Source organism: Halostagnicola alkaliphila (assembly GCF_055379965.1).
On the sequence record NZ_AP043826.1, the window covers coordinates 1592617 to 1613992 of the forward strand.

Genomic DNA, 21376 nt, shown 5'->3' on the forward strand with positions numbered 1-21376 from the left:
GGCGGGACTGAAAGGGGCTTTCACCTTCTCACTGGCTAGACCACATTCGTCTCCCAACACGTCGACTACCAGGGAACGAAACCGGGAAACCCCTCGAACTCGAGACCTCGAGTATGAGCGAAAAGACGGCTACGTTCGTCGTCACGCACGCGGAGTCCGAGTCGGCGGTCGTCAGCGATGTCGAGACGGCGCAGGTCCACACCCTGGCGTCGAACCCCGGCCTCGAGGTCGACGACGTCCTCGAGGCGACCGTTGCCCCGGAACCGCCCCTCGAGGTGGCCTGGGAGGTCATCGACGTCGAGGACCGGCGAACCATCGACCTCGTCGATAGCGATCTTAGCCCGACGACACACGAGCGAGAGTTGGCGGCCGACGCCCAACCGGGCGAGGTCGTCCGCGAGGAACGGGCGGGAACCGGCGAGATTCACGTGCTCTCGCTTCCCGGCGAGGACCTCGAGGAAGCGGCCGAAGACGTGCTCGAGGACGACGAAACGGTGGCTCGAGCAGCCCGGCTCGAGGCCGTTCGCGTCGAAGTCCGGCGTGACGAGGACGACGGCGTGTTGAGCGTTCGATACTTACCGAACTGAGTGATCTGCGCCGGAGGGGAATAACCCGTCTGGCGCGAAAGGATCTGCGCCGAAACGAGTTATTCCTGCGGCGACCTACGCTCGACGAGGTCCTTCCTTGCTCTGGACGCGCCAACTTCCCTCGATTCCGCAGGCCTCGCGGACCTCGTATTCGATTTCGGTTTCCTCGTCGATCCTGTCGCCGCCGTCGGTCCGTTCGACGCGGAGGGGGACGTCGAGCGTGTTTCCACAGCAACCGACGCCCACGAACTCCTCCCAGGTGTCGCCTTCTCGAGCCGTTTCCCGCGTCTTTCGCAGAAACGCTCGAAACGACGGCTTTTCGACCTGAAATCGCCCCCAGTCGGAGAGGTCCTCGGGGTAGGAAACGACGACTCGAGTCGCCGATCGCTGTGCGTTCGATTGCGATTCGTTCGCCATATACTGTCGTCGACCGGCCAGTTGGAAAACAGTGCCGCCTGGCCAACTATGGTCCGTATAATGCGGCCAGACGGAGCACAGATAATCGCGCGAACTCGAGCGTGAGCGGAGGAATATCGGACGATTTCGTCACGGAAAACTGGACTTCACGAATTGCGAAGGCTTACTTTCGGCGACGCCCACGTGGCTGGTATATGGGGTATTTCGACGTACCGGAGATCGAGTACACCCGGTACAGTAACCGCCAACTCGCGGCGGTTCCGCTCGCCCTCCTCGCAGTCGCGTTGTTGATCTTGACTGGCGGATACGCGGTGTACGGAACACCCGTCGAACTCGGGATGGACTTCGCCGGAGGGACGGAACTGACCGTCGAGACGAGTGATTCAGAATCGGCGGTCGAGGCGGCGTTCGAGGAGGAACCGGAATCGGTCCAGACGACAGGGGCGACGGACCAGTACATCGTCCAGTTTGCGTCCGAAGATCAGCAAGCGCTCACCGACCAGGCCGAGGAGAACCTGGCACCCGCGGATGGCAACTCCGAAGTCGTCCAGGAGGTCTCCTCGACGTCGGCGAGCTTCGGCGAAGAGGCCCAACAAACCGCGTTAATCGGGGTCGTAGCGGCGTTTGTCGGCATGAGCGTGATCGCGTTCTTGCTCTTTCGGACGTTCGTTCCCTCGATCGCGATCGTCCTCTCTGCGTTCTCGGATCTCGTGATCCCGCTCGCGTTCATGAACCTGGCAAACATCCCGCTCACGCTCGGAACCGTCGCCGGGTTGTTGATGCTGATCGGCTACTCGGTGGACTCCGATATTTTGTTGAACAACCATATCCTCCGGCGCGGCGGTGACTTCTACGAAAGCACTCACCGCGCGATCAGGACCGGCGTGACGATGACGGTAACCTCGATGATGGCCATGCTCGTGATGGCCGTCGCGGCGACGATCATGGGCGTCGAACTGCTCGCGTCCATCGGGATTATCCTGTTCATCGGCCTCGCGGCCGACCTGATGAACACGTACATGTTGAATCTCAGCCTGCTTCGCTGGTACAAATTCAAGGGGGTAAACCGATGAAGCCGGTCAGCTTCTTCAAAGAACACTGGCGAGTGATCATGCTCGTCGTCTTCGTCCTCGGTGCGCTGATCGCACTGTTCGTCCCCGGCGGCGTCATGGACGACGACGGCTACGGTGGCGAAGCCGAGGACGACGAATCGTGGACCGACGATCCGGTGAACATCGAGTACGGACTCGGGCTCGAGGGAGGGACCCGAATTAGCGCTCCCGTCGTCGGCATGACCGCCGAGAACATCGACGCTGGTATCGTCGACGACGAGACCGGCGAGGTCGATGACGAGCGGATCGGCGAAATAGAAGAAGCGCTCTACGGCGACGAGGACCTGGACATCGAGATCGGCGACGCGAACGTTCAGATCCACGACGACGGGACCGTCAGCGCCGAACTGTTCGTCGACGACGTAACCGAAGCGGAATTCGTTCGGGCGCTCGAGAACGCGGGCGTCGATGTCGACGAGGACGACGTCCGCGAGGGCGTCACGCAGGAGACTCGCGACGACATCATCACGACGATCGATCTGCGCATCAACGAAGCCGGACTTTCGGGCGGACAGGTCACCGAGGCGGCGATGGGTGACCAGCACTACGTCGTCACCGAAGTCCCCGAGATGGGTGAAAACGAACTTCGGGAGATCCTCGAGGACCGAGGTATCGTCGAAGTCGTCGCGTACCACCCTGGCGAAGACGGCACGCAGACCAACGAGACGGTGCTCACTGGCGACGATATCTCGGATGTCGACCCACCAACGCAGGACGAGGGGACGGGCTACGAGGTTCCGGTCCAGGTCGAGAGCAACAGCGCACCGGGGTTCCAGGAGGACATGAACGACATGGGCTACGGTGAACCGAACGGGTGGGGTAACTGTCAGGTTTCCGACCCACAGACCGGCCAGATGCACTTCGACGACGACGTCGAGCAACACTGCCTGCTCACGGTCGTCGACGGCGAGCCGGTCGCCGCCCACTCGATGAGCGATACGTTGGGCTCCCAGATGGGAAGCGGCGACTGGGAGACGAGCCCGACGTTCCAAATGGGAGCACAGGAGTACTCGGAAGCGCAGGCACTCTCCGTCAACCTGCAGGCCGGTGAACTTCGCGCGCCGCTCGATCTGGACGAGGGCGACGTCTACTCGCTCCAGCCGGCGCTGGCCGACCAGTTCAAGACCTACTCGCTACTGATCGGACTGCTCGCGATCGTCACCGTCAGCGGCATGGTCTACGTCCGCTACCGCGACCCTCGAGTCGCAGCGCCGATGGTCCTCACCGCGCTCGCGGAGGTCTTCATCCTGCTCGGCTTCGCGGCGCTGATACGAATGCCGCTAGATCTCTCCCACGTCGCCGGCTTCATCGCGGTCGTCGGAACGGGGGTGGACGACCTGATAATCATCGCCGACGAGGTGATGTCCGAAGGCGACGTCAACTCTCAACGGGTCTTCGAGTCGCGATTCCGCAAGGCGTTCTGGATCATCGGGGCCGCCGCCGCGACGACGATCGTCGCGATGTCGCCGCTGGCGGTGCTCAGCCTGGGCGACCTGCGCGGATTCGCGATCATCACGATCCTCGGCGTGCTGATCGGCGTGCTCATCACCCGCCCCGCCTACGGTGACATCCTGCGGCGGCTCCTCACCGACAAGTAACGGCGGAAAACCGATTTATTTGGATTCTCGACACTCGCGTTTTCGGCAGTTGAACCCGCTTAAAACCCGTCGAGACTCGTCTGACTCGCCTCAGCGAGAACGTCCGTACACGTCGACCACGACTCGCGGGCGAACGGTGGCAATTCGCCGGTCTCTTCGACGTAGGACTCGAGGAAGGCTCGAGTCGTGGAGTCGCCCGGATAGCCGCTACCGATCTCGCCGAACTCCGTAGCGAGTTCGGCCACGTGCGCGTCGCGTTCAACCTTCGCGATGATGCTCGCCGCGCCGACGAGGTCGGAGTCGTCGTCCGCGCCGTGTCTGGCGTCGATGGTCGCCTCGAGACTGCAGGCCTCCCCGACGCGTCGAGCGAAGCGATCCGCGTCGGTGTCGCAGGCGTCACAGAGCCCGGTGACGGTCGCGCCTCCGGAGTTGTCTCGGTTCCCGTCCTCGAGTTCGTCACTGCCGAGTTCCCCGAACGCGTCTTCGATCGCGTTCGCGTGTGCGGCGACGGCGAGGCCGTTCATGTTCGTGTCGGGGTCGTCGATCCGCGCCGTCGAAATTTCCGCGACGCCGACGTGGATTCCGTCGGTCTCGCGGAGGGTCGCGGCGAGTTCCTCGCGTCGCCGAACGGAGAGCCGTTTGGAGTCGGCGATTCCGTCGGGTAACCGCCCGGTATTCTCGACACAGACGGTGGCGGCGAACATCGAACCGAACACCGGCCCCTTGCCGGCTTCGTCGACGCCGAACTGGTACATGCACGCCAGTGGACTCGCGACGATCAAAGTCGTTGCTTTCCACGGCTCCGTTGGCTACGTGGTCGGTCGAACCGGGCTGACTTCTCGAGCCAGTCCGCGGGGAAGACGAGTGCAGTCGTCGATGTTCGAGACGCTCCGCGAGGGGGTTGCGGACCCCGAACGTCGATCGAGCGGCGTGATCGAGGAACCCGGCGGAGAGAAAGACTATGAGAGGTGTGACAACCTATTCGGAGCGGTCGTCGCGGAAGAACTCCTCGAGTTCGAACGGCTCGTCCTCGCCCTCGACGCCGGTCACGTCGAGCGCGGTAACCTCGGCGTCGAGCTCGAGCAAACCTGCAAGACTCGGCTCCGTGCGGCCGTCGTCGCTGCTGATGAGTTCCTTGACGTAGAGTCCGCCTTCACCGTGGAGTCGAACCTCGGCCCGCGTCGGCTCTACGAGTTCGCCGTCGATCTCGTAGACGGTTCGCGTTCGGGTGATGTTCGCCCGTCGGTGGTCGACCCGCTGTGGCGTGTACTGCTCGAGGGTCGTCCCGTCGAGTTCCCCGAGTGCGGCTTCGAACGTTGCTTCGTCGACGGGCTCGTCGAACTCGACGTCGGCGCGATACCGTTTGCTCGCGTCGTGTTCTTTGACCCGTTCGACCATCTCGTAGCTCGCGAGGCGGAGGCCGTCGACCTCGACGGCACCCTCGGCCGCTTCGTTGATCTCGCGCTCGAGCGTTTCGGGATCCGGATCGCGGACCCGGGGCTCTTTGACCTCGAGGACGAACGGACGGCCGCCCTCGAGCATGCGGGCGTCGACGTCCTCGCGGCCCGCGCCGTGGAAGGTGCCCTCGTCGCCGTCCATCGCCTCGACGACGTGGGGGCGAACGACCTGCTCGACGCTCGTGTCGTACAGGTAGCCGGAGCCGCCACAATAGTCGCAGGGCTCCTCGCCGTCGTCGCCCAGCTGAATTCCGCTCCCACCACACTCCCGGCAGGGCCACTCGGTCTGGGGGATGTCCCGCTCGAGCTTTCGGTAGCGGCCGTAGACGAACGCGGGGTTGACCTGCAGGTCGACGGCGTGGCTCGTCACCGATTGGGTTCGTGCCGCCGCGTCCACCGCATCTCCATCGTCCCCTCCCCCGAGTAGTTCGAACGGGTCGAAGGCACTCAGGTCGACGATCGCGAGGATATCGGGGCGCTCGAAGCCGACCTCCGCGCCGGTGGTCGCACCGACGCGTCGACCCACTTCGCGGTTGATCTCTCGCTTGAGCGACTCACCGACGTCGGGCTCAAGGCCGGCGTCCTCGCGGAAGAGTTCCTCGTTTTCTTCGATCAGCGGCGGCACGCGGCTTCCGACTTGATAGGTGGCGAAATCGATTCCCTCGAGCGCGTCGACGATCGTTTCGGCGATCGCGTCGAACGAACCGCAGTACCCTTCACAGACCCAGCACTCGAGCGGGTCGACCGTCTCGAAATCGTCGTCGTCGGCGAGCGCGATCGTCGTTCGGAGCGCCCGTCCTCGCTCGGCGTTGGTCAGGCCGAAACTGCGTTCGGCGAACGGACGCCCGAGACAGGAGTCACAGACCGGCCCCGTTGCCAGCAACCTGCGGGCGTCTTCCGTGGGTGTCATATCTGTGGCTCGGGTCGCCGGCGATAACACGCTTTCCCTTCCGTTCGGTCGGTTCGTCGCACGGGCTGCCGGTCCGAAAGACGGCCTCGGGATCGTGTTACTGGGTTTGATATGCGCCCCATCCCATTCCGGGATATGGACGACACTGGAGTCGGGCGACGGAACGTTCTCGCTGTCGCGGGCACTGGCCTCGCCGGCGTCCTCGCGGGGTGTGCTGCACCTCGAGCGGAGCGGACGATGGAGGGGAGCTCCTCCAGCGAGTTCGAATTCGATGGCGATATCGCGGACGAGTCGATCTACACCCAGGTTTACGACGCGATTATCGACTCCGTGGCGCAGATTCGCGCCTTCGGCGTCGAGAGCTCGATCGATGGTGTCGAAGGGCAAGGACAGGGATCCGGCTTTCTCGTCGATCTCGAGCGCAGTGGCGCGTATCTCGTTACCAACGAACACGTCGTCGCCGGCGCGGACGCGATCGAGATACAGTATATCAACGGCGACTGGACGGGCGCCAGAGTCGTCGGTACCGACTACTACAGCGATCTGGCCGTCCTCGAGGTTTCTCACGTTCCAGCGGATGCAGTCCCGCTTTCCCTGAGCGCGCAACTCCCCGTGGTCGGACAGGAGGTACTCGCCCTCGGGGCACCGTTCGGCCTCGAGGGGTCGCTCTCCCAGGGAATCGTCAGCGGCGTCAACCGATCGGTTGATGCCCCCGGCCGCGAGTTTTCGTTCTCGAACGTGGTCCAGACTGATGCGGCCCTCAATCCGGGCAACAGCGGCGGCCCGCTCGTCGATCTCGCCGGCGAAATCGTCGGCGTCGTCAACGCCGGCGGCGGGGAGAATATCGGCTTCGCGATTTCTGCGGCGCTGAGTCGCCGCGTCGTTCCGGCGCTGGCCGAGGACGGCTCGTACGACCACTCGTATCTCGGCATCGGATACGCTCCGGTGACCAGAACGGTCGCCGAAGAGAGCGGCCTCGACGAGGTGGCGGGCGTTATCGTTTCGAGTGTCTCGCCGAATAGCCCGTCCAGCGGCGTTCTCGAGCGTGGCGATGTCATCTCCGAAATCGACGGCGAACCGATTCCCGATCGCCACGCACTGGGGACCTATCTTGCGCTCGAAACCAGTCCCGGTGACGAGATACCGATCGAACTTTGGCGGAACGGGCGAGAGACGACGGAGACGATTACACTCGGATCCCGATAGGATTTCGGAGCCAATTGAACGAGTTACGTTCCCCATGGACAAACCGAAATACGAACTTACTTCGAGTGATCCGGGGTGTGACGGCTCGAGAATCGAGTAATTTGCTCGTACACGTTCGCGATCGGGACAGTAACTTTGGCGGGGAACCGGTCCACAGTCGATCGCTGTTGGGCCCTACTGTTCGAACGGTACCTAGTAGCTCACAGATAACAATAGCCGAATCGCGCTCATATTTACGTAAGGCGTGTACCCCTGTCGCCTGTTACCTATGATCAATGCTATCGATACCCGTCAGTTACAGATGACTGAAGAGTTGACACCGATATTCGAACACGGTACCGTCGAGAACGACGCCGCTCCCGACGGGTGTGCGATAGTTCCGACGGGTGCGACCGACACCGAACTGGCGACGAACTGGATCGCCGCTTACGATGACGAGTTCATCGCCCTCGAGACGATGCGCTAAGGCCATGAGTCTCGGAAGTTCCATTACGGCCATTGGTTTCTGGGTCGGGGCATTGCTACCGCTTTTCTACATCCCGGTGTTTATCGCCGGAGTGGATTCGGTGGGACGATTGCTTCTTCTCGTGGCTTTCATCGCGATCAACGTTCTGGCGCTCTGGGTCGGACACGATTATGGGGGCTCTGGGGAGGACTGAGAATTCGCTTGACGGTCTCCCGCTAACGGTTTTCGATGATCCCGGTCTGGCTCGAGCGTTCTCACGGTCGGAGAGCTCTCCTCTTAATCGAAGATTTAACCAAATCCAGTTACTATTTTACAAAATGTGGCCGAATCCGATTACTTATGAGCGAGCCGACGAGAAACAGCGTGTACAATGCTTTCGGATGTCGTTTCCCGATCCGCTCTGCAGGCCCAAAAACGGGCGATCGTGAAGACGCTGTGCTATCGACTGTTCATGATCCTCATCACGATTACCGTCGCTTGGGCGGTCGTCGGTGACGTTGGTGACGCGGTGAACATCGGCCTTGTGACAAATCTTCTCAAGACGGGTACCTACTACCTCTACGAACGGTTTTGGGACCACATTACGTGGGGAATTACGGCTCCAGCGTGACCGTTAGGTGGATCTCTCGGTGACCTTCGTCTCGCGAACGAGCGAACTCACGAGTTGCTGTCTGTCGCTGGAAGGGTAAACGAAACCGTCGACCCGCCGACCGAGTTGGACTCGGCCCAGATTTCACCGCCGTGGCGTTCGACGATGCGTTTACACAGAGCGAGCCCGATACCGGTTCCGGCGTGTTCCTCGTAGCTGTGGAGTCGGTTGAACACCTCGAAAATCCGTTCGTGATCGTCCGGGTCGATACCGATCCCCTCGTCCCGAATCGAAATCGTCCAGTTCGATCCGTTCCGATCTGCACCCACACGAATGCGCGGTGGTTCCTCACCGCTGTATTCGATCGCGTTCTCGAGTACGTTTTGAAAGACCTGGCGCAGTTGGCTGGTATCCCCCCGAACGCGCGGAAGCGACTCGACGGTGATTTCCGCGTCGGATTCCTCGACTTTCACCCCCAGATCAGCCACCGTCTCTTCGAAGATGTCGTCGAGGTGGACCGGTTCGAGAGGCTCTCCCTTGGTTTCAACCCGGGAATACTCGAGGAGGCCATCGATCATCTCTTTCATGCGTTCGGCCCCGTCGACTGCAAACTCGATGAACGCTTGGCCGTCGTCGTCGAGTTCGTCTTCGTACCGGCGTTCGATCAGCTGGAGATACTTCGAGACCATCCGCAACGGCTCCTGAAGATCGTGGCTCGCCGCGTAGGCGAACTGCTCGAGTCGTTCGTTCGACGCCTCGAGTTTGCGCTCGTACTCTTTGCGCTCGGTGATATCCTGCACGACGACCATTCCCTCGACGACTTCGTCGTCGTCGCGAATCGGGAGCGTTCGGGCGTACAAACACCGACCGTTTGAACTCTCTTCGAACGAGCGTGACTCGTTGTCGAGTGTCGCCCGAAAGTGGGGTTCGATTTCTCCCTCCAGATCGTCCGGATACATCTGACCGACGCTGGTACCGATACTGTCCTCGGGAGAGACGCCGAGCTCGTCGAGCAGTTGCCCGCCGAGTGCAGTGTAGTTCAAGTCGTCGTCGAAGAGTCCGACCGCCCCCTGCGGGAAGTTCTTGACGAGTGTTTTATACCGGCGCTCGGACTCCTCGAGTTCGTTCTCGAGACGTTTTCGCTCCGTAATGTCGGAAATAATGCCCTCGATTTTGCGTTCGTTATCGTTCTCGTCGAAGACGGTGCGTCCGTAATCGCGGACCCAACGTCGTTCACCGGCGGCAGTCTCGATGCGATACGTTTCGGAGAACGTACCCTGTCTCTCTGCGGCGGCCTGGACGCTGTTCCAGAGTTTCTCGCGATCGGCCTCAACCATCACGTCTTCGCCCCACGTGACTGTCCCGTCCTCGAGTGTGCTCGGTTCGTATCCCGAGAGTTCCCGACAGGCGTCGCTGACGAACTTCATCGGCCACTCTCGTTCGTTTCGGCAGCGATAGACCATCCCGGGGACGTTCGCCATCAGCGTCGAGAGTTGCCGCTCGCGTTCGCGGAGTTTTTGTTGTGCTTCTTTGCGCTCCGTAATATCCTGGAGGTACACCGACAACCCAGTTTCGGAGGGATGGACGTGTTCCTCGTACCAGGAATCGTGCGGCGGATAGTACGCTTCGAACGAAACGGGCTCTTGCGTCGACAACGCCTCCCGGTAGTGTTCTTCGAACGCGGTTCCTTTCTTTTCCGGAAAGGTCTCCCAAACGTCCGTCTCGAGTAACTCGTCTTCTTCGAGCCCGAGGATCTCTTCGGCGCGCTCGTTGACGTACGTAAACTCCCATCCTCGATCGAGCGCGAGGAAGCCGTCGGTGATTCGGCCGTAGATCTCCGATAGCTCTGCAGCGAGTTCGTTCGTGCGCTGCTCGAGTTGGCGTTCGCGTTCTTTGAGGTCGGTGACGTCTTCGCCCGTCGTGACGACGCGATCGACACACCCCTCGTCGGTCAGCAGTGGTGACGTACTAACCGACAACCACCGATGATCGCCCTCTTGCTGTTCGACGCGGAGTAGCTGATCGGAAACCGGCTCGCCGGATCTGATAGTTTCGATAGAAGGTTGTTCGTCGATGGAGAGGCGTGTCCCATCCTCCGCGTAGGTCGCTCGGTCCGTCGGCGAAAACGAGTCTACGTCGTCGACTTCGAGCAGTTCCTGTCCTCGGTCGTTCATCCTCGTTATCTCCGCGCTTTCGTCGACGACCATGATGCCGACGGGACTCGTCTCGAGGATTCGGTCGGTGAGATCGCGTTCGCGCTCGAGTTGCTGTTCGCGTTTTCGAAGCCGCCGTTCGGTCCGCTTTCGCTCGGTGATGTCTCGGACGACCCCGACAGTTCCGGTAAACGATTCGTCGTCGAACAGGAGACTCAGTTGGACCTCACAGACGAACGTCTCGCCGGTTGCCGTCCGAGCCGTACACTCGAACATCTCGTTGCATTGGCGACCGGTCGCGAGTCGCTCGCGAATTTCGCGTTCGATCCGTTCGATGTCTTCAGACTCGAGGAGGAGCGATGCGGACGACTCGAGGAGCGTCCCACGTTCGTAGCCGGTCATCTCGCAAATGACGTCGTTGGCGGCGACGAAATTGCCTTCGGGATCCACCTGATAAATTCCGTCTTCGACCGTGTTTACGAGCGTCTGATAGCGCTCGAGTGCTTCGGACTCAGGCATGCTTGACCAGAACGACGTTTCTTTCGCTCCACTCTGTCCACTCATGGGGCGAAACAGGATTGGGAGTTGCATAAATCGTGCCCTGACAGTTGGTTTCGTAGACAGTTATGGGTTCTAACAGGAAACAGCGAGAGTTTCACGGGTCAGGTGACCCGTGGGTAAAGAGACTTCCAACGCATTGCGTCCGCTCGCCTCGTGTTCAGTCTCCTCTATGTATTTCGAACAGGAGTTTCCTCGATGTGCCGTCGAACGAGAACTCGAGATAAGAGCCTTCACGCCAAGCGGGTGATCAAGCGTCGAGAAGCTGGTCGCCGATCGTGTTTCGGAGCACTTCGCTCGTCCCTTCGTAAATCTCGTTAAGTTTCGCGTCCCGATAGAACCGCTCCGCGGGAAAGTCCTTGGTATAGCCGTAGCCGCCGTGGATCTGTATCCCCTCGTTTGCGACCTCGCGGGAGATTTCCGATGCGTAGAGCTTCGCCTGTGCCGAGTGCTTGATGAAATCTTCACCGCGAATCTTTCGGTCGGCGGCCCGGTGCATGAGCAGCTTTGCGGCCTGAATCTTCGTATCCATGTCGGCGAGTTTGTGTTTGATCGACTGGAACTCGCCGATCGGCTGTCCGAACTGCTCGCGCTCGCTCGCGTAGTCGGCGGCTTCCTCCAGCGCCGCTCGAGCGATGCCGACGCCTCGAGCCGCGATCGTAATCCGACCGCCGTTAAGCGTTTTTAGGGCGTGAACGAAGCCGTCGCCCTCCTCGCCGAGGAGGCGATCTTCCGGGATTCGCAGGTCGTCGAATCGAAGCTCTGCAGTCGGACACCCTTTGTCGCCGAGTTTTTCTTCGGTGCCCTCGACATAGAATCCCTCGTCCGCTTCCGGGCGGACGATAAACGACGAGATTCCCTTGTTACCAGCCTCGGGGTCCGTCTTCGCGAAGAGCGTTACCGTATCCGCGACCGACCCGTTCGAAATCCAGAGCTTGCCGCCGTCGATGACGTACTCGTCGCCCTCCTTGTGCGCTGTCGTCTCCATCGACGGAACGTCGCTTCCCGCACCGGCTTCCGACAGCGCGAACGCGCCGATATCGCTTCCCTCGGCCAGTGGCGTGAGATACTCGTTCTTCTGGCGTTCGGATCCGAACTCGTAGATCATGTTGCCGGCGAGCGAAATGTGTGCGGCGACGATCGTTCCTAACCCGCCGGAACCGCGAGCGATCTCCTCGAGACCGATCGCGTAGGAGTGATAGTCGAGTCCTGCGCCACCGTACTCCTCGGGGAAGGGCATTCCCATCAGTCCGAGGTCAGCCATGTCCTCGACCAGTTCGCGCGGGAACTCGTCCTCGTGATCGATCTCGCTCGCGACGGGGACGACCTCCTCGTCGACGAACTCCGAGACCATGTCGCGAATCTGTTGTTGTTCGGCCGAGAGCGCAAAGTCCATGTTCGAACTATTGACCGGTCGCTCCTTTACAGTTATTGTAACTTGAGTTCCGTTTACTCGAGTGGCTAATACTATCAGACAGAACTACGTGAAGATCGGTCGTTCCGTTGGGGCCGTCGCCGGTGGAGACGGCCGCGAATTCGTGACCGACTTCGTATTTACTTCTGTCCGACAGTATAATCGACGACCGAACGCGGACGAGAAACCAGTTCGAAAAGTGATATGGAGGGCGACTCGGTCTCGTTCGCGGCAAAAAACGGCGTCTTCAACCAATTCGTTTCCGGTTTTTTCGGAGCCATTGCAGAGAAATTGACCCTCTTCAGAGGACACATCTGGGACCGCGGTGTTTTTCCGGAAAGCGCTCGAATAGGGTGATAAGTAGATGACCACGGGCCAGCACGAACTTACTACTGATGCCGATCTCGAGTGGTGCTTTGAGGCCGTACATGGGGTCTCACGGACGTTCTCGATCACTATTGATCGACTCGAGGAACCCATGGCAGGACACATCTGTGTCGGCTACCTTCTGTGTCGAATTGCCGACACGATAGAGGACGCAGGGCACATTCCCGCCGAGACACAGACCGAATTGCTCGACTCCTACGATCGCCTGCTCGACCCGGACGACGACCTCGCGGTCGAACGTTTTATGGACGACATCGAGCCGTGGGTTCCCGCGGAGACCGACGACGACTGGGAGGTCGTCGCCGAAACGCCGCGAGTGCTTCGAACGTTCGAATCGCTCGAGGACGAACCGCGCGAGATCATGCGCGAACCGGTCCGGGAACTCGTCAGCGGGATGGCGATGTTTACGAGCCGGTACGCCGACGAGGGCGGTCTCCGCTTGCAGACCGTCGAGGAACTCGAGGAGTACTGCTGGTACGCCGCCGGAACGGTCGGCACCCTCATTACCGGGCTCGTCGCCCGCGGTGCCTCTAAGGACCGCGCCGAAGAGATGCGGTCGAACGCTCGGTCGTTCGCGTTGCTCTTGCAACTCGTCAACATCGCGAAAGACGTCGAAACCGACTACCGCGAGGAGAACAACGTCTACCTTCCAGCCGAGTGGCTCGAGGAAGAGAACGTCCCCGTCGAGGACGTAACCGACGAGGACAACCACGGCGGCGTGACGAACGTTATCCGGCGCGTCACCGGACGCGCTGAAACGTATCTCGACGACGCCCAGCGCTATCTCGAAATCGTTCCCGAACAGCACGGAAACAAGCTCTCGGCGTGGGCGATCCCGTACCTGCTCGCTGTCGGAACCATGCGAGAACTCCGCGAGCGACCCGAGGATGTCGTTCGCGAGGGCGACGTCAAGGTTTCGCGCGCAGAAGTGTACGAACTCTTGCAGACGTTCGAAGAAGACGTCTCCCGGACTGGCGTCGACAGCCTTCGAAGCGAGATGACTGAGAAACCGCTGCATCAGTAGCCAACGCGACGGTTCGACTGTACTAGCTGACTGCTGGAGTGTATCGAGTCCGCTCGTTCGCCGGAATGGTTTCTTTTGAGTGTCGGATACCGTCTGAAACTTCCCGGACACTCCGGACGACGGTTCGATTCGGTTTGTTTCAGTCTTGGAAATAACTCCGCGCTCCCGAGCGACTACTCCGTCTCTCTCGGCGAGACGGAGCTCTCGAGTGAGCCGTCCTCGGCGACGGTAATCGTGACATGTGCGGTATCGGGGCCCCAGCCGCTTTCTTCGAGGCGTTCGGTGATCTCCTCGGCAGTCAACTCGAGTTCGTCGCCGTCGGTCGCAGCCTCGACGGTCCACAAAGTAGCCCGTTTGATCCAGTGTCCCGCAAGACTTCGCTGATCGTCTCCGTCGTCTCCGGCCGGTTCGAGTTCCGGCGTTCGCTCCGTGGCGTCCCCGTTCGCGGCCTCGTCCCTAACGGTCACCACGAGTTCGACCCGCTCGTCGGACTCGTTTCGGACCTCGAGCGGCCGAAACTGCAGTTCGTAGCGCCTCGAGTACTGGTTCCAGGTGTAGCCGCCAGCAAGGAAGATACCGAGGCCGCCGAGGCCAGCGCCGAAGAGTTGGCGTCGGCTGTAATCTGCGGGCATACGCAACGAGTTGCGAAGAATGACAAAAAAGCTACCGATGGACTACTCGTACTCGTAGAAACCGACGCCCGTTTTCTTGCCCAGATCGCCCGCTTCGACCTTCCGCGTGAGGAGATACGCCGGTTTGTACCGGTCGCCGAGTTCCTCGTGGAGCGTCTCGGTCGCGTGCAGGCAGACGTCGAGTCCGATGTGGTCGGCGAGCGTCAGCGGTCCCATCGGCACGTTCGTGCCGAGTTCCATCCCCGCGTCGATGTCCTCCTTCGAGGCGACGCCTTCGTCGAACGCGCGAATCCCTTCGTTGATCCAGGGCATCAGGATTCGATTCGTGACGAACCCCGGTTTGTCGTCGGACTCCCAGGTCGTCTTTCCCAGATCGGCGGCGATGTCGTGTGCCAGGTCGGTCGTCGACTCGTCGGTTTTCTCGCCGACGACGACCTCGACGCCCTCCATGATCGGGACCGGGTTCATGAAGTGCAGGCCGATCACTCGCTCCGGGTGCTCGAGATCCGAAGCGATGGACGTGATCGAGAGCGTGCTCGTGTTCGTTGCGAGCGCGACATCTCCGTCGCAAGCATCCTCGAGATCCGCGAAGATATCCTGCTTGACGGAGAGTTCCTCGAGCGCGGCTTCGACGACGAGATCGCAATCGGCCAGTTCCGCGAGCGCCGTCGTCCCCTCGATACGTCCGCGAATCGTCTCCGGGCGCTCCTCGAGATCGTCTCTCGCGTCGAGGCGCTCGAGGCTGTCGTCGATCGACTCGAACCCGCTTTCGACGAACTCGGATTCGATATCCCGCATGACGACGTCGTAGCCGTGGGTTGCGCCGATCTGTGCGATACCGCTTCCCATGGTTCCCGCGCCGACGACACCGATTCGGTCGATTGTCTCACGGACCATACTCGAACGTCACGAGAAATCGGGGTAAGCCTACCGGTGGTAGCCACTCGCCGGATAGATCGGGAAACGGGGACAACTTTCAAGATGGAACGCTGAGAGGTACGGATAGACCTGGTGTCCCGCGTGAGCAACGACTCCGTCGTCGAGAAAACGACCGATTCACGGATCGAGGAGCGACTGCGCGAGTCGCTCGAGGCCGCCGACATCGATCCCGATCGCGTTTCGGCCAAGGAGTACTCTTACCGGATGTTACTCGACGCCGGACTCGAGGAATCGGTCGCCGAAGAACTCCGACGCCGGTTTTCGTTGGCGTGGTCGTTCGAAACCGACGGCGATCTCGACAAGCGATCGACGGAGGTTCGCGGCCTCGGCGAGGCGGAGCGCGAGTGGGTCGTCGCGAGCACCGACGAGGATTGGCAGACGTTCGAAACCGTCTCACCGCCGTCGGCGTCGGACGAACAAACGGACGATTCAAAACGGCCCTGGCCGCGCCCGACACCGGTAGACCGCGTCACAGGGGTCGGTCCCGAGGACGCAGACCAGTTGGCGACCGCCGGAATCACTTCCGCGGAGTGTCTGGCAACGATCAACGCCACCGCCGTCGCGAACGCGCTCGAGCTAAACGTCTTGTACGTCAGGATGTGGCGACACAACGCTCGAGAACTTCTCGACTAACTGACGGACTCGAGGGTCGAATCGACCTGCGAAATCGAAATGGAGTTCAAGCCGACTCGGATCCGTCTCGCGGGTCAGGGTATGACTGTTTTCCGCCGCTCGAGTTCCGCCCGACCAGCGTCGCGACCGCCAGTCGGTCGCCGTCGTCGTCCAGCCGAATTTCCTCCTCGTAGAACAGTATCGTCAGATCGAGACACGCCCGAAGGAGGTCGTTCGACCGGTGTCGGTACCGGTCGCTCGAGGGGCCGATATCGATCGGATCCGTGCTCCGAAGGTGGTGCTCGTAGATCAGGACGCCGCCGGGAGCGAGCGCGTCTTTCAGGGCCGGCAGCAACTCCAGCGCGGCGAAGAAACTCACCGTGATGACGTCGTAGCGCTCGGGTTCGACGTCGAACTCGGAGAGATCCGCACGAATCCAGTTGACGTCGACCCCGCCAGCGTCGGCGCGTTCTTCGGCGATCTCGAGCGCCCTATCGGAGACGTCGACCGCGTCGACCTCGTAGCCGTTTGCTGCGAGGAAACAGGCGTTTCGTCCGGTTCCGGTGGCGACGTCGAGTGCGCGACCGCCGGGAAGCTCCTCGAGACGCGCGGCGAGCTGGGGAATCGGGTCGTCGGGGAGTTCGAAATCGTCGTCACCGTACTTCTCGTTCCATCGGGTGCGATCGTCCGTCACGAGGGGGCGTTCGAGGCCGCAGCCCTTTGATCCCTCGGAATCGTCCGTCTTCGATACCCGGTTTTGCCGGTCACCTCGAGTCGCGTACTTGCCTGCCCGGCCGTTCGAGGATCGAACCACTAAATCCTTTTGTACACAGCACCTAGCGTCGTATATGAACGGCCGGACCCGTCGTAAATCGCTCGAGTGTGCGGAAGCCATCGAGGTGAGACCATGAGACGCCGCGAGGCGATCGCCGGGGTCGCCAGCGTCGGAACGCTGGTCGGTAGCGTCGGGCTGTTGCGAAACGGACCGCCGACGTTCGGGGAAGGGGGTGAGTCGGAAGCGAACGCCGGTGACGATCCAAACGATGGACCAGTTGAGGTCCAGACGATCGACGCCGGACCGAGCGAGGCCGGCACGCAGGAGCTTCCCGCCGAAGAGCAGGTCTCGGTGATCAATTTCTTCGTCACGTACTGTGGATACTGCAAGCGCCAGATGGAGCCGCTTGCCGAAGCCCGAGAGCAAATCGACGACGACGTGCAGTTTCTTTCGGTGACGACCCAATCGCTGGACAACGCGCTCGACGAGGACGAGCTTCGAGAGTGGTGGGACGAACACGACGGAACCTGGGACGTCGGCTACGGGTCGACGAGAGACTTCCGTCGAGAACACAACGTTCTCGGATTTCCCGTAACGCTCGTCATCGACGAGAACGGCGAGGCGGTATTGAACGAAGGTGCGAGTGTCGTCACGGCGAGTACGATCGTCGGAGCGGTCGAATCGGCTGGCGGAAGCGACTCCGAGTGAATTTGGCCGACCCGCTCCCAACCTCGCCGGCCGACCCGTTCAGTTCCCGCGTTCAGGAGTCTCCGTCACGTTTCGAAGATCTGAGCCACGGTGACGATCGCACCGAACTCCGGTGGCAGCCCGGTCATTCGAACGATCCCTTCGTCTGATTCGTACTCGATAAAGTCGGCATCTCCGGCTTTCGGAAGATGATTGTGCTCGAGCGACACTTCGATCCGATCGCCCCACCCACCGTTCAGAGGGCCTGAACTCTGCTCGGCCTCCATCTTCGCGACCGCATCGGCGAGCTCGTCGACCGGCACCGGCTCGTCCTGTTCGTCGAGGTAGTACAACGCGTACCGTCGACGCGACTCGTTCATAAGCTCGAGAATGGTGTCGGTAGATCCCATATAGTCTCTATGTACTCACACCTCTGTACACACACCTCTATACGCACACGGCCAGGGGATGCAGGTATCTCCGAAGTGACTTTCAGTCGTAGTGATGCCTGAGAACAGGTGACCGATGAGGGGCAATACCCTTCCAGCGCCTCGATCACTGGGAAACGGGTCCAACCGACCGCCCTAGAAAACGGTCGAGATCATGTAGAGATTGCTGACGACCGCGACGAGCCAGGGCAGTGCGAGTCCCGCCGGAACGATCGGTCGATACTCGGCCGTCAGCAGCGGCCGACAGACCACGCCGATACCGATCGCGAACGCCTTCAACGCGATCATGCCGGCCAGACCGTACCCCTCTATCGCGCCGCGAGCGATCGGATTCGATTCGGCGAGTCCGAGGTGTAATCCGACGAACGTCGTCGCGATGTCCCCGACGAGCGAGATGCCGACGAGGACCCACAACAGTCGCTCGAGGTCCGCCGGCGGCATGTTCAGGTGAGGTACTCGAGGATACCCGGCGTCGGAACTCATAGACTCCCGACCGGAGTCGAACCGGTTCGCGTCGGCGTGCGACGACCACGAGGAGCGTGGGGGTGTCCGCACGCGCCAGTTCCACCGAATGGGGTATTGTTATGTGAACCGTAGGAAGACGCCGCGTTCGGAGGGGGAGGTCTTACTCACACTCCACGAACCGGAAACCAGGGCTTACCATCGAATACAAGCGGTTACTGACGAAAATGATATGCTTCCTGAACCGGGCTCCGAGACGCACCCTTGCCTCAGCTTGTTCGGGCACACTTCGCTACCGGGCGCCCGACGTCTCGAGAACGACCCCGTCCAGAGGCACATCACTTCCGGAGACGCCCCCACCGATTGGCGTGTGGCATGATACTGTGTAACCAGCCCACAGAGGCCATCACTCGCCGGAATTGTAAGGATAATTCATCGCGGACAGCGTTTTCACCGTGGAGTTCTCAGTTCACTTACTATGAGTCATCGCTCTCCACAGCCGACCGAGGATCCGCCGAAGAAAGGGATCCTGTTTTGCCCCGAGTGTGGCCACGAAAGCACGATAATGGGGGATTGGATCGTTCACGAAAAGCCCGCCCGGGAAATCTACGAGTGTCCGGACTGTTCGACGACCATCCTGAACCGCCGCCGGTTCGTTCCGGTTCACTGCTGATCGCCCGCAGTCGGTCCCCGCTCAGAGAACCGTGCCGTGTTTCTTGCTCGGAAGGGATTTTTCGACGTCGGCGTAAAATTCGAACCTGTTCTCGAGTTCCTCGCGGAGCGTACTCGGCGGAACGATTTCGTCGATGACGACCTCGCTGGCCATTCGGTGGATGTCGATATCTTCTCGGTACGCTTCCCGAAGCTCCCGTTCGAGGTCCTCGCGCTCATCGGGGTCGTCGACTTCCGAGAGCTTCCGGGCGTAAACCGCGTTGATCGCCGCTTCGGGGCCCATAATCGCGATTTCGCCGGAGGGGAGCCCGATGACGCTTTCGGGATCGTAGGCTGGTCCGCCCATCGCGTAGATCCCCGCGCCGTAGGCTTTCCGGACGACGACCGTCTGTTGTGGAACCGTCGCCGAGGAGGTCGCGTAAATCATCTTCTTGCCCTTCTCGAGGATCGCGTCCTTCTCGACTTGTGAGCCCGCCATGAACCCCGGCGTGTCACAGAGGTACAGCAGTGGAACGTTGAACGCGTCCGCCTTCCAGATAAACTCCGCCGCCTTCTCCGCGGCGTCCGGGAAGATCGCTCCCGCGCGGTGGGCCGGTTGGTTGGCGACGATGCCGATCGGCCGCCCGTCGATTCGAGCGAACGCCGTGAGGATCTCCTCGCCGTAATCGGGGCGCAACTCGAAGAACGAACCCGCGTCGACGAGGCGCTCGATCAGATTAGTCATGTCGTAGCCCTTGTTCGGATGCTGGGGAACGACCGCGTCGATTCCTGCAGGCGAGGACGCCGGCGACTGTCCCTCGACTTGCGGAGGATCCTCGTCGGCGTTGTCCGGCAGATACGTGATCAACTGCGCGACGAGCTCTCGAGCGTGTTCCTCGTCTCGAGCGACCAGGTCGGCCGAGCCAGATTCTCGGGCGTGTACGTTCGGGCCGCCCAGTTCCTGCATGTCGATCTCCTCGCCGGTGACCATCTGTACCATCCGCGGCGAAGCGATGGCCATCGCGGACATGCCCTCGACCATGACGGTGAAATCGGCGAAGACGGGCGTGTACGCCGCGCCGGCGATACACGGACCGTAGAGGACGCATATCTGCGGGACTCGTCCCGAGAGCATCGAGTGATTGTAGTAGTACTTTCCGATCCCCTCGCGGTTCGCGAAGAACCCGGTCTGCTGGTCGATCCGCCCGCCCGAGGAATCCATCAGGTACAACACCGGTTGACCGGTCTTCAGCGCCCGCTGTTGCATCCGGAGAAACTTTTCGACGCCCTTCGCGGCCATGCTCCCCCGTTTGACGGTGTAATCGTTGGCCATGAAATGGACGTCCCGATTTTCGAACGTCGCCGCACCCGTGATGAGCCCGTCCGCGGGCAACCGATCGTTCGATTCCGTTGACCCGTCGGCGTCCGTATCGCCGCCGTCCGCGTCGTCGACCGCCGCTCCGTCGGGGTGCCACTCGTCGAACGCCGCGAACGTGCCGTCTTCGAACAGGAACTCGTTTCCATCCCCGGAAAACCAGAGGTCGAGTCGGTCCCGAACGAACAGTTTGCCCTCCTCGGAAAGCGTTTCCCTGTACTTTTCGGGGCCTCCCTCGAGGATGTCCTCGATTTCTGTCCAGAGCTGCCGTTCGCGTTCGGTCGGCTCGAGGTCGTCCGAGCCTCCGTCGTTTGCCGTGGTAGTCGATCTGGAGTCACCCGCGTGTGGACTGCGTTTTGAACCCGCGTCTTCGTGCCGATTCGACTCCGATTTCGGGGTCGAATCGACCTCCCGAACCGCGGTCGGATCCGTTTCGTCACCGACGTACACCTCGATATCGGCACCGATGTGTTCGGCCAGTGCCGTGGCGATAGCCGACGCTTCCTCGCTACTTGCCCCGTCGGCGATACGAACGTTCATGGCAAATTCTGCGAGAGATAACTAAAAACCGTTTTCCCTTTTCACGAATCGGTTCGGTGTGAAATATAGTGCGACCCCCAAATCAGCGGATGTGTGGTCGAGTCGAGAACCGGTCGAAAGTCGCTCCAAAGATTGACGCTTCGAAGACCGATGACTACAGCGGGCACACCACGAGCGGGGACGACCTGTCGCGGGACGACCCGCGGTTACGAATCGACCCGGAAACGTCGTTCAATGAACAGGGCTCCCGAAGTGAGGGGGAAGACGGCGTGTCGGGAGCGTCGGGAGGGACTTGTCCCCATGGTCACCAACGTGGAGACATGTATCGCGAACGGTAAACCAACAGTATTCTTTCCGTTAAACTATCCAAGTTTTA

General features: G+C 61.1%; 21 protein-coding genes and 2 pseudogenes. 11 read left to right on the forward strand and 12 right to left on the reverse strand.

The annotated features are described in order from the left end of the window. Positions 1-113: 113 nt before the first annotated feature. Positions 114-587, forward strand: a complete 474-nt coding sequence (locus tag ACZ5C7_RS13030; RefSeq protein ID WP_464376734.1) for a DUF5812 family protein — start codon at positions 114-116, stop codon at positions 585-587. A 75-nt stretch (positions 588-662) separates the two neighbouring features. On the opposite strand, the gene ACZ5C7_RS13035 is transcribed toward ACZ5C7_RS13030, so the two are convergent. After that, positions 663-1004 carry a hypothetical protein gene (locus ACZ5C7_RS13035; RefSeq protein WP_464376735.1) on the reverse strand — a complete coding sequence of 114 codons (342 nt, stop codon included), beginning with the start codon at positions 1002-1004 and terminating at the stop codon, positions 663-665. 194 nt (positions 1005-1198) lie between these two features. Between ACZ5C7_RS13035 and secF the strand changes: the two genes are divergently transcribed. Then, positions 1199-2077, forward strand: coding sequence for a protein translocase subunit SecF (gene secF, locus ACZ5C7_RS13040; RefSeq protein WP_464376736.1), 879 nt, complete (start codon positions 1199-1201; stop codon positions 2075-2077). Then, positions 2074-3714 (forward strand): preprotein translocase subunit SecD, encoded by a 1641-nt coding sequence (locus tag ACZ5C7_RS13045; protein WP_464376737.1) that lies wholly within the window; start codon positions 2074-2076, stop codon positions 3712-3714. The genes secF and ACZ5C7_RS13045 overlap by 4 nt, the downstream gene beginning before the upstream one ends. A 59-nt stretch (positions 3715-3773) precedes the next feature. On the opposite strand, the gene rnhB is transcribed toward ACZ5C7_RS13045, so the two are convergent. Continuing rightward, entirely contained in the window at positions 3774-4469 is a 696-nt protein-coding gene (gene rnhB / locus ACZ5C7_RS13050; protein ID WP_464376738.1) for a ribonuclease HII, read from the reverse strand. A gap of 223 nt (positions 4470-4692) precedes the next feature. After that, the gene (locus ACZ5C7_RS13055; RefSeq protein WP_464376739.1) at positions 4693-6081 is read right to left on the reverse strand and encodes a tRNA pseudouridine(54/55) synthase Pus10; all 1389 of its coding nucleotides are present in this window, start codon (positions 6079-6081) and stop codon (positions 4693-4695) included. 135 nt (positions 6082-6216) lie between these two features. Here ACZ5C7_RS13055 and ACZ5C7_RS13060 point away from each other — a divergent pair, with 135 nt between their 5' ends. From ACZ5C7_RS13060 to ACZ5C7_RS13075, 4 genes are all read left to right on the forward strand, one after another. Then, positions 6217-7287, forward strand: a complete 1071-nt coding sequence (locus ACZ5C7_RS13060; RefSeq protein ID WP_464376740.1) for a S1C family serine protease — start codon at positions 6217-6219, stop codon at positions 7285-7287. A 268-nt stretch (positions 7288-7555) separates the two neighbouring features. After that, on the forward strand, positions 7556-7753 hold the full coding sequence (locus ACZ5C7_RS13065) for a DUF7511 domain-containing protein (RefSeq protein ID WP_464376741.1): 198 nt from the start codon (positions 7556-7558) through the stop codon (positions 7751-7753). Between the two features lie 4 nt (positions 7754-7757). Continuing rightward, on the forward strand, positions 7758-7946 hold the full coding sequence (locus tag ACZ5C7_RS13070) for a DUF8028 family protein (protein WP_464376742.1): 189 nt from the start codon (positions 7758-7760) through the stop codon (positions 7944-7946). Between the two features lie 177 nt (positions 7947-8123). After that, positions 8124-8363, forward strand: coding sequence for a DUF2061 domain-containing protein (locus ACZ5C7_RS13075; RefSeq protein ID WP_464376743.1), 240 nt, complete (start codon positions 8124-8126; stop codon positions 8361-8363). A 47-nt stretch (positions 8364-8410) separates the two neighbouring features. On the opposite strand, the gene ACZ5C7_RS13080 is transcribed toward ACZ5C7_RS13075, so the two are convergent. The 3 genes and pseudogenes from ACZ5C7_RS13080 to ACZ5C7_RS13090 form a co-directional block, all read right to left on the reverse strand. Continuing rightward, positions 8411-9886: a sensor histidine kinase gene (locus ACZ5C7_RS13080; protein WP_464378447.1), complete on the reverse strand. Its 1476-nt coding sequence runs from the start codon at positions 9884-9886 to the stop codon at positions 8411-8413. Further along, positions 9866-11086 (reverse strand): annotated as a pseudogene (locus ACZ5C7_RS13085) (PAS domain S-box protein); the annotation flags it as partial. The gene ACZ5C7_RS13080 and the pseudogene ACZ5C7_RS13085, both read right to left, overlap by 21 nt. A gap of 217 nt (positions 11087-11303) precedes the next feature. Further along, complete coding sequence (locus ACZ5C7_RS13090) at positions 11304-12449, reverse strand: acyl-CoA dehydrogenase (RefSeq protein WP_464376744.1); 1146 nt, start codon at positions 12447-12449, stop codon at positions 11304-11306. 382 nt (positions 12450-12831) lie between these two features. On the opposite strand from ACZ5C7_RS13090, the gene ACZ5C7_RS13095 reads away from it, so the two are divergent. Next, on the forward strand, positions 12832-13878 hold the full coding sequence (locus ACZ5C7_RS13095; RefSeq protein ID WP_464376745.1) for a phytoene/squalene synthase family protein: 1047 nt from the start codon (positions 12832-12834) through the stop codon (positions 13876-13878). 173 nt (positions 13879-14051) lie between these two features. Here the strand turns inward: ACZ5C7_RS13095 and ACZ5C7_RS13100 are convergent, their stop codons facing one another. Together ACZ5C7_RS13100 and ACZ5C7_RS13105 are read right to left on the reverse strand one after the other, a co-directional pair. After that, positions 14052-14510 carry a hypothetical protein gene (locus ACZ5C7_RS13100; RefSeq protein WP_464376746.1) on the reverse strand — a complete coding sequence of 153 codons (459 nt, stop codon included), beginning with the start codon at positions 14508-14510 and terminating at the stop codon, positions 14052-14054. A 42-nt stretch (positions 14511-14552) separates the two neighbouring features. After that, positions 14553-15407: a 3-hydroxyacyl-CoA dehydrogenase family protein gene (locus ACZ5C7_RS13105; protein ID WP_464376747.1), complete on the reverse strand. Its 855-nt coding sequence runs from the start codon at positions 15405-15407 to the stop codon at positions 14553-14555. 165 nt (positions 15408-15572) lie between these two features. Between ACZ5C7_RS13105 and ACZ5C7_RS13110 the strand changes: the two are divergent. Further along, positions 15573-16082: pseudogene (locus tag ACZ5C7_RS13110) on the forward strand (hypothetical protein); the annotation flags it as partial. 46 nt (positions 16083-16128) lie between these two features. Here ACZ5C7_RS13110 and ACZ5C7_RS13115 read toward each other — a convergent pair. Further along, entirely contained in the window at positions 16129-16755 is a 627-nt protein-coding gene (locus ACZ5C7_RS13115) for a class I SAM-dependent methyltransferase (protein WP_464376748.1), read from the reverse strand. A 213-nt stretch (positions 16756-16968) separates the two neighbouring features. Here ACZ5C7_RS13115 and ACZ5C7_RS13120 point away from each other — a divergent pair, with 213 nt between their 5' ends. Beyond that, a complete protein-coding gene (locus ACZ5C7_RS13120) occupies positions 16969-17544 on the forward strand; it encodes a TlpA family protein disulfide reductase (RefSeq protein ID WP_464376749.1) in 576 nt (191 codons plus the stop codon). A gap of 65 nt (positions 17545-17609) precedes the next feature. Here the strand turns inward: ACZ5C7_RS13120 and ACZ5C7_RS13125 are convergent, their stop codons facing one another. Further along, on the reverse strand, positions 17610-17933 hold the full coding sequence (locus ACZ5C7_RS13125; protein WP_464376750.1) for a DUF7344 domain-containing protein: 324 nt from the start codon (positions 17931-17933) through the stop codon (positions 17610-17612). Positions 17934-18107: 174 nt separating this feature from the next. Further along, entirely contained in the window at positions 18108-18455 is a 348-nt protein-coding gene (locus tag ACZ5C7_RS13130; protein ID WP_464376751.1) for a DUF5658 family protein, read from the reverse strand. Positions 18456-18912: 457 nt separating this feature from the next. On the opposite strand from ACZ5C7_RS13130, the gene ACZ5C7_RS13135 reads away from it, so the two are divergent. After that, entirely contained in the window at positions 18913-19107 is a 195-nt protein-coding gene (locus ACZ5C7_RS13135; RefSeq protein WP_464376752.1) for a DUF8106 domain-containing protein, read from the forward strand. Between the two features lie 21 nt (positions 19108-19128). Here ACZ5C7_RS13135 and ACZ5C7_RS13140 read toward each other — a convergent pair whose 3' ends face one another. After that, complete coding sequence (locus tag ACZ5C7_RS13140; RefSeq protein ID WP_464376753.1) at positions 19129-21000, reverse strand: acyl-CoA carboxylase subunit beta; 1872 nt, start codon at positions 20998-21000, stop codon at positions 19129-19131. Positions 21001-21376 lie beyond the last annotated feature (376 nt).